The organism is Emticicia sp. (genome assembly GCF_049241225.1).
Classification (GTDB): Bacteria; Bacteroidota; Bacteroidia; order Cytophagales; family Spirosomataceae; genus Emticicia.
In genome coordinates this window covers 9,610-21,811 of the sequence record NZ_JBMLRC010000061.1, presented here as the reverse complement: position 1 = coordinate 21,811, position 12,202 = coordinate 9,610, and the positions used below count along the sequence as shown (strand labels likewise).

At 38.6% G+C, this 12,202-nt stretch carries 10 protein-coding genes and 1 pseudogene; 8 read left to right on the top strand and 3 right to left on the bottom strand.

The window, feature by feature from the left end; translation table 11 throughout:
• Window positions 1–139: 139 nt before the first annotated feature.
• Window positions 140–1,315 (top strand): acyltransferase family protein, encoded by a 1,176-nt coding sequence (locus ACOVO2_RS04140; RefSeq protein ID WP_421768751.1) that lies wholly within the window; start codon window positions 140–142, stop codon window positions 1,313–1,315.
• A 230-nt stretch (window positions 1,316–1,545) separates the two neighbouring features.
• On the opposite strand, the gene ACOVO2_RS04135 is transcribed toward ACOVO2_RS04140, so the two are convergent.
• Window positions 1,546–2,649: a zinc dependent phospholipase C family protein gene (locus ACOVO2_RS04135; RefSeq protein ID WP_421768750.1), complete on the bottom strand. Its 1,104-nt coding sequence runs from the start codon at window positions 2,647–2,649 to the stop codon at window positions 1,546–1,548.
• 364 nt (window positions 2,650–3,013) lie between these two features.
• Between ACOVO2_RS04135 and ACOVO2_RS04130 the strand changes: the two genes are divergently transcribed.
• The 5 genes from ACOVO2_RS04130 to ACOVO2_RS04110 all read left to right on the top strand — a co-directional run bounded on the left by ACOVO2_RS04130 (window position 3,014) and on the right by ACOVO2_RS04110 (window position 6,868).
• Entirely contained in the window at window positions 3,014–3,427 is a 414-nt protein-coding gene (locus tag ACOVO2_RS04130; RefSeq protein WP_421768749.1) for a Dabb family protein, read from the top strand.
• A gap of 167 nt (window positions 3,428–3,594) precedes the next feature.
• A complete protein-coding gene (rpsT, locus tag ACOVO2_RS04125; RefSeq protein ID WP_188767724.1) occupies window positions 3,595–3,852 on the top strand; it encodes a 30S ribosomal protein S20 in 258 nt (85 codons plus the stop codon).
• A gap of 160 nt (window positions 3,853–4,012) precedes the next feature.
• On the top strand, window positions 4,013–4,696 hold the full coding sequence (gene radC, locus ACOVO2_RS04120) for a RadC family protein (protein WP_421768748.1): 684 nt from the start codon (window positions 4,013–4,015) through the stop codon (window positions 4,694–4,696).
• Between the two features lie 187 nt (window positions 4,697–4,883).
• Window positions 4,884–6,503, top strand: a complete 1,620-nt coding sequence (locus ACOVO2_RS04115) for an ABC-F family ATP-binding cassette domain-containing protein (RefSeq protein WP_421768747.1) — start codon at window positions 4,884–4,886, stop codon at window positions 6,501–6,503.
• A gap of 80 nt (window positions 6,504–6,583) precedes the next feature.
• Window positions 6,584–6,868, top strand: a complete 285-nt coding sequence (locus ACOVO2_RS04110; protein ID WP_421768746.1) for a rhodanese-like domain-containing protein — start codon at window positions 6,584–6,586, stop codon at window positions 6,866–6,868.
• Window positions 6,869–7,320: 452 nt separating this feature from the next.
• On the opposite strand, the gene ACOVO2_RS04105 is transcribed toward ACOVO2_RS04110, so the two are convergent.
• Together ACOVO2_RS04105 and ACOVO2_RS04100 are read right to left on the bottom strand one after the other, a co-directional pair.
• Window positions 7,321–8,973 (bottom strand): S41 family peptidase, encoded by a 1,653-nt coding sequence (locus ACOVO2_RS04105; RefSeq protein WP_421768745.1) that lies wholly within the window; start codon window positions 8,971–8,973, stop codon window positions 7,321–7,323.
• A 108-nt stretch (window positions 8,974–9,081) separates the two neighbouring features.
• The gene (locus tag ACOVO2_RS04100) at window positions 9,082–9,585 is read right to left on the bottom strand and encodes a phosphoglycerate mutase family protein (protein ID WP_188767709.1); all 504 of its coding nucleotides are present in this window, start codon (window positions 9,583–9,585) and stop codon (window positions 9,082–9,084) included.
• Window positions 9,586–9,816: 231 nt separating this feature from the next.
• Here ACOVO2_RS04100 and gyrB point away from each other — a divergent pair, with 231 nt between their 5' ends.
• Together gyrB and ACOVO2_RS04090 are read left to right on the top strand one after the other, a co-directional pair.
• Window positions 9,817–11,790, top strand: a complete 1,974-nt coding sequence (gyrB, locus tag ACOVO2_RS04095) for a DNA topoisomerase (ATP-hydrolyzing) subunit B (RefSeq protein ID WP_421768744.1) — start codon at window positions 9,817–9,819, stop codon at window positions 11,788–11,790.
• Window positions 11,791–11,859: 69 nt separating this feature from the next.
• Window positions 11,860–12,202 (top strand): annotated as a pseudogene (locus ACOVO2_RS04090) (hypothetical protein); the annotation flags it as partial.

Below are 12,202 nucleotides of genomic sequence, written 5' to 3'. Positions count from 1 at the left end.
AGGCGGACAAATCGGGCGTGTGATTGTACGTTTGTAAAACAAGTTTCCAACTTGTTAGTTTCTGTTTGCCGAAAATGACAAGTTGAAAACTTGTCGTACTTTATAAAATTATTATCTTTAAGGCATAAACCCTAATCTTATGCCTGTTCTAACCCGCCTAACTTCGGCCGATATCTATCGTGGCTTTGTAATGCTACTAATGATGGCCGAAGTATTGCATTTCGGAGATGTCTCCGAAGCACTGCCCGAAAGTTCATTTTGGTCATTTCTCGCTTTCCACCAAGACCACGTTGAGTGGGTTGGCTGCTCACTTCACGACATGATTCAGCCATCATTCTCATTTTTGGTCGGGGTCGTTCTGCCCTACTCCATCGCCAGCCGTCTTACTCAGGAAAGCAGTTTTAGTAAAGTTTTCGCCCACGCCCTCAAACGTTCATTGATTCTGATCTTGCTGGGTATATTTCTACGTTCTCAGTACAAAACTCAAACCTATTTTACTTTTGAAGACACCCTCAGCCAAATCGGGTTGGGTTATCCTTTCTTATTTCTGTTGGGTTTTAGGTCACAAAAAGTTCAGATTTCGGCACTTGTCATTATTCTTGTCGGTTATTGGTTGGCTTTTGCTCTCTATCCGTTGCCCGATGCTAATTTTGATTATGCGAGTGTAGGAGTTGCCAAAGACTGGGAGCATAACCTGACAGGTTTTACGGCACATTGGAATAAAAACACCAACTTTGCTTGGGCTTTCGACCAATGGTTTCTGAATCTTTTCCCGAGAGAAAAACCTTTTATTCGTAATGGTGGAGGCTACTCAACATTGAGTTTTATCCCAACACTCGGAACAATGATTTTGGGGCTTTTGGCTGGAAATATTCTGAAATCTGATACGCTACCCTACGAAAAACTCAAGAAATTCATCATTCTCGGAATTTCGGGCTTAGTAATAGGCTTAATACTAAATCGACTTGGTATTTGTCCGAACGTAAAACGTATCTGGACACCAACTTGGGTTACTTTCAGTGGTGGTCTTTGCTTCTTGTTTTTAGCTTTCTTCTATTGGATAATCGACATCAAAGAAAAAACCAATTGGGCTTATTTTCTGAAAGTAATCGGCATGAATTCAATCGCCGCTTACTGCATAGCCGATGCTTTGGGAGTTTATATTTCCAAATCGCTCAAAATCCATTTAGGCGAAAATTATGCAACTATTTTCGGGCTTCCTTACCAATCGCTTGTTCATGGCGGATTGATGTTGCTCATCTATTGGCTGATTCTTAATTGGATGTTTAAAAAGAAAATATTTATTAAAATTTAGCTTGCTAAGATAATTCATTGCCGTCTGCTTTAGCTGACGGATACTTCTATACAGATAAATTTGACTTTAGTCTAAATATGTGGTTTGACTAAAGTCAAATTTGTTTTTTGTTGCAATCCGTCAGCTAAAGCAGACGGGGTCGCCAAGACGGCAATGAAATTAAGTCAATCAAATTTAATTAGTAAAATGCGTTGTAGTGTCTTAAAAAAATTCTGTAAGACTCATTCTTATCAATTATCACCTTCTTTTCTCACATCAAAAACCCTACGTAGCCAAGATTTCTTCTCGGCATCATCAGCATCTTTTTCCTCTTTTGTTGGCTGATAACTAAGCAATTGAGTCAAATCTGGTTGGCCAGCATCAATCCAACAAGTGAGCCAAAAATCTCCAACCATTTTAATCGAAGCACGCATCTGTCGCTCGACTTGATTTTTAAGCATGGCATGGTAGCGTTCTGAAAAATCCTTTGAATAATTTTTTGTTGTGATGCCATTTCGCTCATCAAAACCAAATTTTTTATCTTCCGAAAACTGAGCTGTCAATTCTCTCTCAAAAACCAAAACCGAATCAAGAGCAGCATTGGCACCCAAAACTGCTTGCCAAGCACGCTTTTGCGGAGTTTTTACATATTCAGCTTGTCCGACAAAAAAATCATAATTATCTGAAAACAACTCGGGCAAACGGCTCTCCCAAAAACCGTGAATACCAACTTGATTAGTTAGTTGCCCATTATAATTCCGTGTTGTATGAAGTGGCACATTGGCATCGGCAATATAATGACCAATATCAGCCGAAAGCATCAAAATTCTGCGAACATCACGCTTACGAAAAGCTTCCGTAAGCTGAAACTTCATAAAATTGATATGCCACGGCACAATACCGTGTCGGTTTAAAGTATCTTCCGAAATCTTCTCCGTCACTTCTTTCCATGAGTAAGTTGGCAACTTCTTTCGCAACGAATCTGAATAATTATCCAAATCAATAAAGTGTCGAGGAGCTTCTTCTTTCACTGCATAGCGGCGTTGGTCGGGGTTTACAGCATTTTCGGTTACAAAGTCAATGTGCTTTTTATAAAACTTAAACATTTCGGGCGGAAGCGTAAAAACTGCCAAACGATTTATCCGCTGATGCCCAAAAAAGCCCCAGAGTGGATGCTCCCACAGTGGACGCTGCCAGAGTGGACGCTCCCACAGTGAATGCTGCCTGAGTAGATGCCGATTTTCAGTCCTTATTTTCCATGAAGAAATCAAAATTATACCCAAAAAGAGCAAGCTACTTCTCGCTAAACTCTTCCATTTCGGAAAAAAAACTTTTTTAACGCCTCTTTTCATCATTTTTGCCACTATTTTTTTTCAAAATAAAATATTTTATCAGACACTTTTTCAAAAACTTTCAATTTCAACCTCAAAAACTGTGATTTTTCATTTTTTTCTTAAACATCTCCTAAATTCCAAACGCCCTTTTCTGAAAAAATAAATTTTTCTTTTAAAAACGCCTAAAAATAAAACCTAAATCCAAATATTTTTAAAAATTGAGTAATTACACTCATTTTGACAAAAAGCTCCAAAACAGAATAATATTTGGCAATATATAATAAAAACAAAAACAGTAAAATATTTTCTTGAAATAATGCAACATTTTCAAATAAAATGTGTTATATTTGCATCGTATTACAGAATATTATTCGGATTTAAGAAAATGAGTCAAGCACAGAAAAAATCGTTATTAAGATATTTAATGCCAGCAATGGCTTTGGGAATGTTTGCTTTTTTAATGGTAGCTTATGGGTCGGCATACACGCCACCAAAAGCACAAAAGCAACGTATTGTTTGTTTTAAATTCAAACAAGGTACTTCAGTAGAAGCAATCAAGAAACACATGGCTGACTTTCAAGATTTGAAACGTCAGATGCCAGAAATCGCAGCTTATTCAGCAGGCGAAACTTTCGGAGAAGATAATTCTAAAGCGGAGTACGATGTTATGCACTATCTTACTTTCAGAACTGAAGCTGAGGTTGAGAAATTCCGTGAAAGCACGCAATACAAAGCATTTGAAAAAGCCAACGAAGCCAACTGGGATAAAGTATTGGTTATCAATTCAGAGATTAAATAGTCGATGGACGATAGTCCGTAAGTCGATAGGTTTTAGGAAGACTTCGCTTTGAGCGAAGTCTTCCTTTTTTTAGTAAAAAATATTTTAGTTTAAGTTTTTTCTTTAATATTATTTCATTAATTTTGCACTCCAAATTTAGAGTAAGACAATTATTATATTAAAATACAATGGCAAATCATAAGTCGGCATTAAAGCGTATCAGAGCAAACGAAACTAAGCGTTTGAGAAATCGTTACCAACACAAAACCACTCGTACTTTGGTTAGAAAATTACGTGGTTTAAGCGATAAAACAGCAGCTACTGAATTATTCAAATCAGCAGCTTCAGCTTTGGATAAATTAGCTCGTAAGAACGTTATCCACAAAAACAAAGCAGCAAACTTGAAATCAGGTTTGGCTAAGCATATCGCTGGATTAGCAGCTTAATCTCCCTCGGGAATTCAATATTTTGCTCATGGAAACAATTTCTCCGTGAGCATTTTTTGTTTGCAAGTCAATGGTCGATTGTCAACAGTCGACAGCAATGCAGTACAACTATCACTTTCAAAAACTATCGACCGTCGTCAGTTGACTGTCGTCTAACTCCATGATTAGCAAGATTCTATCGTGGGCGGAAGAAGACCGACCAAGAGAAAAACTTTTGTTGAAGGGCAAAGCGGCCCTTTCGGATGCCGAATTGATTGCTATTCTGATAGGTTCAGGCACAAGAGAGTTATCGGCTGTTGATTTATCAAAGCTGATTTTGCAAAGCGTTAAAAATAATCTTAACGAACTCGCTAAGCTGAGTATCAATGACTTAATGAAGTTTAAAGGTATTGGCGATGCAAAAGCCATTTCGATTGCCGCCGCCTTAGAACTCGGCCGACGAAGAAAAGAAAGTGATGTTATCAAGAAAGCAAAAGTTAGTTCATCGGCTGATGCTTACGAAGCCATTCGCCCTTATTTGATGGACTTGCAACACGAACAATTTTGGGTGTTATTGCTCAATCGGGCAAACGAAGTCATTCGTCCACAGCAGATTAGCATTGGTGGTGTTTCGGGAACAGTAGCCGACCCAAAGATGATTTTCAAGGCGGCCATTGAACATTTGGCTTCGGCCATAATTTTAGTGCATAATCATCCATCGGGAAACTTAACACCAAGCCAAGCTGATAAAGATTTGACAAAGAAGGTAAAAGAAGCAGGCCGAACACTTGATATTCCTGTACTCGACCACCTAATTTTCAGTGATAATGGTTATTTTAGCTTCGCTGATGAAGGGATATTCTGAATAAGAATGTAAAATGAATAATTGATAATGCCCTAATTATTCATCCAGCAATACATACATTCTTTATACGAAAAATATATTTTATTTATAAAAACTAAAAGATAGGATTTTGAATTTTAATTGAACGTAGTAGTAATTCTACATTCTACATTCTACATTCTACATTCTACATTCTACATTAATTAAAATGCTTACAGTTTCAAATATTTCGCTAAGTTTTGGCAAAAGAACTCTCTTTGAAGAGGTAAATCTAAAGTTTACACCAGGCAACGTTTATGGCCTTATTGGAGCAAACGGTGCAGGAAAGTCAACGTTTGTAAAAATCCTTTCGGGCGACCTTGAACCAACTTCGGGTAGCGTAAGCATGGACCCAGGTGAAAGGATGTCGGTTTTGAAGCAAAATCAAAATGCTTTTGATGATGACACCGTTTTGAACACCGTTGTGCGTGGAAACGAGCGTTTATCGCAAATCATTGCTGAAAAAGATGCCATTTACGCCAAAGAAGATTTCTCGGAAGAAGATGGTAATCGTGCCGCTGAATTAGAAGCAGAATTTGCCGACATGAACGGCTGGGATGCCGAATCAGATGCTGCAAACTTACTTTCGGGTTTGGGTATAAAAGAAGATTTGCACTATACCTTGATGGCCGACATGAACCCTTCTGATAAAGTAAAGGTTTTGTTGGCTCAGGCATTGTTTGGTAATCCAGATATTTTATTACTCGATGAGCCTACCAACAACTTAGATATTGAATCTATTTTATGGCTCGAAAACTTCTTGATGAATTTCAAAAACACCGTAATTGTTGTTTCTCACGACCGTCACTTCCTCGACAACGTGTGTACATATATTGCTGACCTTGACTTCAAGAAAATCACGCTTTATGGTGGTAACTACTCTTTCTGGTACGAATCAAGCCAATTAGCGGCACGTCAGAAATCTGACCAAAACAAAAAAGCCGAAGAGAAAAAGAAAGAATTGGAAGAATTTATTCGTCGTTTTTCTGCCAACGTGGCTAAGTCGAAACAGGCTACTGCTCGTCAGAAAATGATTGAAAAATTGAATATTGAGCAAATTCAGCCTTCATCACGTAAGTATCCGTATATCGGATTTAAGCCAGAGCGTGAAGTAGGCGACCAAATTTTGTTAGTAGAAAACCTCAGCTACAAACTTGAAGATGGCACTTACCTATTCAAAGATTTGAGTTTCCAAGTTGCTCGTGGCGAAAAAATTGCCTTTTTGAGCAAAGATGGTTTGGCAGTTTCGGCCTTATTTGATATTCTTTCGGGCGAAAAACAACCTTCAAGTGGTAGTTTCAAGTGGGGTATCACGATTACACATACTTACCTACCAAACGATAACAACAAATATTTCTCTGATGGTAGCCTCGACCTCGTTGATTGGCTCAGACAATATTCGGTTGAAAAAGATGAAACGTTTATTCGTGGATTCTTGGGCAGAATGCTGTTCTCGGGCGAAGAAGCCTTGAAGAAATGTACGGTACTTTCGGGAGGTGAAAAACAACGTTGTATGTTTTCGAGGATGATGCTTTCGGGAGCAAACGTTTTGATGTTCGACGAACCAACCAACCACTTAGATTTGGAGTCGATTCAGGCCCTTAACAAAGGTATGGAAGATTTCCCGAGCAATATGTTATTTACATGCCATGACCACCAATTGACACAAACGGTGGCTAATCGTGTAATCGAACTTTCATCGAAAGGTTTCTTGGATAAATTGACCGATTTTGATACTTACTTGACTGACGAAAAAATCAAAGCTCAACGTGATGCTTTGTATAAATAAAAAATAGATTTTGGTAGTTAGACAAACGTGGCATATCTTCGAGATGTGCCACGTTTATTTTATATACCGATTCAAAGCCAATGCAAGACTTCACCGAAATAGCACAAAACGATTTAGAGAGCGTTTTGTCCAACCCAAATACTATCTTAGTTGATGTAAGAGAAATAACCGAATTTGCAGATTTCAATATCGGTGGAATAAATATACCTCCGCACGAAATAACGGAGCGATTGGAAGAACTCAAAGACTACCAAACAATTGTAGTAGCTTGCTCAAATGGCACAAGAAGTAGTATCGTAGCCCGGCTTTTGACAAAGAAACTGCCAGAAAAAACTATTCTACACTTAGAAGAAGGAATATTTTAAGAATTCTGAGTGTAGAGTTCTGAGTTATTTTTAATTCCGAACTCTACACCGCACGTGCGACTCCGTCAACACTTTATTAAAATCCGTCGTAATCTCTTTCTTTTTTGATTAACCATTTGCCTACTGCAAAAGATAATACCATTAAAATAACAAAGAATGCAATTGCATACCAAGTAGGATATTGATAACCGAACATAATCGTATGAAGTTTAAATTATTACCCTGCAAAAATACAACAAAATAAAAAAGATTATAACATTTCTCTAAAAAAAGTTATAATTCTGTTCAAAAGCATAGAGTTCTTTATGAATTTATCAGGTTTCATAAAGCATAAAACGTCGACAAGGTTTTGAACCTTGCCGACGTTAATACACCCGATAAATTTATTTGGAACAAAGAATAATTTAGACTGATTTTAGCACCACATAGGCGACCCCATCAAAACTCAGAACTCACTTCCCGCCTTTCAAGATTGAATTGTAGCGTGGCATATCTTTAAATAACTTCAACGCCTCTTGTACTTCTTTATCACGCTCAAATGCCACAAACTTCATGGCTTTTTGGTAGTAATAACGGCTCAGAATTTCAGCTTCCAGTTGCTCTTTGATGTCTTCTTTATTTTTAGCTAAATCCTGCAACTTGCCTTGATTGATTTTATCACGCAATGATTTGATTTGCTCTTGTACTAAATCTAAAGAGTTTTCTTTCTTGGCTGATGCCTCCAAATTATCCAAATTACGCTCCATTGTGGTTACGTATGTAAAATCTTTGCCCTTCAACCACGTGATAAAATCTTGATACTCAGCCTCGGTCAAGGTAAACTTCTCTTTTGGTTTCTGATTTGCGTGTTCGAAATAGTATTTGGTTGCATAATCAAAGATATAGTTCTTTTGAAGTAAATTCACCGTTACGGCAGCCATTGTTGGTACTTCAGTCTTAATGTCAGGGTCAACACCACCACCATCATATACTGTTCGTCCGTTTTTGGTTTTGAAAGCAGTTTTTAAAGAGTCTGGCACACGTCCTACGCTACCATCGGGGTTGCGGTGGCTATAATCTAAGGCCTGAATACAACGCCCGCTTGGAATGTAATATTTAGCGGTCGTGATTTTCATTTTAGTATTATAACTTAGGTCACGAGTGGTTTGTACTAAGCCTTTCCCAAACGAACGTTGACCAATAATTACGGCACGGTCGTAGTCTTGGAGCGTTCCGCTCACAATTTCAGAAGCTGATGCACTCATACTATTTATCAAAACTACAATTGGTATCTCAGTATCGAGCGGTGCTTCCATTGCCATATATTTGTGGTTCCATTCGGCCACTTTTCCACGAGTTTCTACAATTAGTTGGTCTTTTGGTAAAAAAGCATTGCAGATTTCAACCGACATATTCAACAAACCTCCTGGGTTTCCACGTAAATCTAAAATTACTTTTTTCATGCCTTGTCCTTTCAACTCAGCAAAAGCTCCTTTTACTTCTTTGGCGGCAGTTGCCGTAAAATCATTGAGTTGAATATAACCTACCTCATCGTTAATCATACCTGAATGCGGTACGTTTGGCGTTTTTACAATATCACGCCCAACCACCAAATCAATCGGTGAGTTTTGTCCATAACGTTTCACCGACATTTTTACGGTTGTACCCGTCTGGCCTTTCATTAATCGACCAATATCAACGCCCTTGCGAGCCACCACATCTACGCCATCTACTTTTATGATTTCGTCACCAATTTTCATTCCTGCTTTATCGGCTGGCGAACCTTCATAAATCATCACTACCACGTGTTTGTTATCACGGTGCGAAACTGTGGCTCCAATACCATTATATTTCCCAGTTGTCATGGTCATATAATCTTCGATATCATCCTCGGGAAAGAAGTTAGTATAGGGGTCGAGCTGCTTGAGCATTGACTCGATGCTCAAACGCATGGCTTTGTTTGGGTTGATTTCGTCAACGTAGTAGGCATTAAGCTCTTTAAACATCGTAGCGAAAATATCTAAGTTTTTTGCTATCTCGAAATAGCGGTCGTCGTATTTAAAGGCTACAAACGGAACTGTAACAACGGCCAAAGCAATTAAAGTAAATCTGCGTAGGTTTTTCATATTTAATTTTGAATGATTGAATGAGAGAATGTTTGAATAAACGTACTCCCTTCAAAATTTTCTGGAGAAAATTCAATACTATTAACGCAAAAACTTGACCAAAAGGTGTCATTGAGGTGAAGTTTTTCCGTAAGTTTTTGCAAAGAAACGCATTTTTCGGACTGGAAAAAACTGCCGCTCTACAATATACAAATTATCAAAATCATTATCGGGAATATCTGCTCGTAATGTATCTCGCTCAAACAAACCATTAACCACATATTTGGTGGTATTGCTATGCCCCACAACCAACACATTTTTACCTCTGAATTTCTTTAACTTTTCGATAAAAACTCGCATCGAATCGGCTGGGCTGGCAGCATAAATCTTAGTTATTAAACCCTTAGAATCGGCCAAAGGTTTGGCAGTATTTTTGGTTCGTAAAAAATTGGTCGAATAAATCTCCGATATTCCTTTATTGGCCAATGCTGTTTTCAAATCTTCGGCTCTTTCTTGCCCCAAAGTGCTGAGTGGCGGATTGGCCGAATTATCAACTTTTTCGCCATGACGAACCATATAAAACGTTGACTGACAAGAAGTTAAAACCAACAAACCCCAAATAAACTTTTTCATAATTTCAATTATTTATACTTTTTCTCAGATGATAATCGCACATTTTATTTTAATATCAAATCTATGCCGAAAATGCGAAATTATTGGCATACAGCTTCGATTATAAATTTTAAAATTCCGATAAAAATGTGTATCTTTACATCTAAAATAATACTAAAAACTGTGAGTATCAAAGTTAAGATATTCTATTCAGATAAATTCTGATAGTTAAATTTTTATAAAAAATAAATTATGGCAGAAAATCAAGAAGGCATGGAGCCTCAGAAGTCGAGAGCAGATTATGGTGCTGAGAATATTCAGGTACTTGAAGGGTTAGAGGCAGTAAGAAAACGTCCAGCCATGTACATTGGCGACATCAGTGCAAAGGGTCTTCACCACCTCATCTGGGAAGTAGTTGATAACTCGATTGATGAAGCTTTAGCAGGGCATTGCGACACGATTCACGTAACAATCAATGAAGACAATTCGGTAACAGTAAAAGATAATGGTCGTGGTATTCCAACAGGAATGCACTCAAAAGAGAAAAAATCAGCTTTGGAGGTTGTAATGACCGTACTTCACGCTGGTGGTAAATTCGATAAAGATACTTATAAAGTTTCTGGTGGTTTGCACGGTGTGGGGGTATCCTGCGTAAATGCCCTTTCGACCCACCTACGAGTAGAAGTACACAGAGAAGGAAAGATTTTTGAACAAGAATATAACATCGGAAAGCCACTTTATCCAGTACGTGAAATCGGTACGGCCGATGATACTGGTACACAAGTTACTTTCAAGCCAGATGGCAGCATTTTTACGGTAACAGAATACAAATACGAAACCGTAGCCAATCGTTTACGTGAATTATCTTTCTTAAATAAAGGTATCACGATTATCTTGAAAGATTTGCGTGAAATTGATGAAGACGGCAACGCATTGACTGATACTTTCCATTCGCAAGGTGGTTTGGCCGAATTCGTTTCGTATATTGATGCAGGTCGTGAGCGTTTGATTCCAGAACCGATGTTTATGGAAGGAAATAAAGACGGGGTACCTGTTGATGTGGCAATGCTTTACAACACAAGTTACAGCGAAAACGTATCTTCGTTTGTAAACAACATCAATACTCACGAAGGTGGAACGCACGTTTCGGGTTTCCGTATGGCCCTTACTCGTACGTTGAAGAGCTATGCCGAGAAATCGGGTATTTTGGCAAAAGAAAAAATTGATATTAGTGGAGATGACTTCCGTGAAGGACTTACGGCCGTTATTTCGGTAAAAGTACAAGAACCACAATTTGAGGGTCAAACCAAAACCAAATTGGGTAATAGTGAGGTTACTTCGGCAGTAAGTGCTTGTGTTTCGGAAATGCTTGAAACTTACTTAGAAGAACATCCAAAAGAAGCTCGTATCATCGTTGACAAGGTAATCTTGGCAGCTAAAGCTCGTATTGCGGCTAAGAAGGCTCGTGAGATGGTACAACGCAAAAACGTGTTGGTTGGAAGTGGTTTACCAGGAAAATTGGCTGACTGCTCGGAATCTGACCCAACAATTTGTGAAGTTTACTTAGTTGAGGGTGACTCGGCGGGTGGTTCGGCCAAACAAGGACGTAATCGTGCCTTCCAAGCTATTTTGCCTTTACGTGGTAAAATTCTCAACGTTGAGAAAGCACAAGAATTTAAGATTTACGAAAACGAAGAGATTAAAAATATCTTTACGGCTTTGGGTGTGCAAATCGGTCGAGATGGCGATGAGCGTGCTTTAAACACCGAAAAATTACGTTACCACAAAATCATCATCATGACCGATGCTGATATTGACGGTAGCCACATTCGTACCTTGATTCTGACGTTCTTCTATCGTTATATGAAAGAGTTGATTGAGAAGGGTTATATCTATATCGCTCAACCACCTTTATATTTAGTGAAGAAAGGAAAAGATGAGGAATATTGCTGGACAGAAGAGCAACGTGAGATTGCCGTGAAGCGTTTGGCAGGTGGTGGAAAAGAAGAAAACGTGGGTATTCAACGTTACAAAGGTTTGGGAGAAATGAACCCAGAACAACTTTGGGAAACAACCATGCGACCAGACAAACGTACGTTAAAGCAAGTAACCGTTGAATCGGCTGCCGAAGCCGACCACCTATTTGCGATGCTCATGGGTGATGAAGTTGGTCCACGCCGTGATTTCATTGAGCGTAATGCCAAATATGCTAAAGTTGATATTTAAGCCCCTCCCAACCCTCCCCGATGGGGAGGGCTTTTTTTTGCATTTTGTCTCTCTATCTTCTATATAACTATGAAAAAAATTATACTACTTCTCATTTTAAGCTCCCCCATCGGGGGCTGGGGGGCATTCGCACAGAAAAAAATATATCCCCTCATTAAAAGCGGAGGAGGAATGTTTGAAGTACCAGAAGCGACACCCATAGCCGATAAAAAGATGAAGTATAAACTAATAGTTGATTTATCGAAGGCCTCTGATAAACCAGATTCGGTCAATGCCTCACTCGATAAATTGGCACGTTTGGTAAATGCTCATATTGAAGCGGGAGTTCCGAAAGAAAATATTGATGTTGTGGGTGTATTTCATTTTTTAGGAACACCCGTCATTTTAGAAGATGAAGCCTACAAAAAGAAGT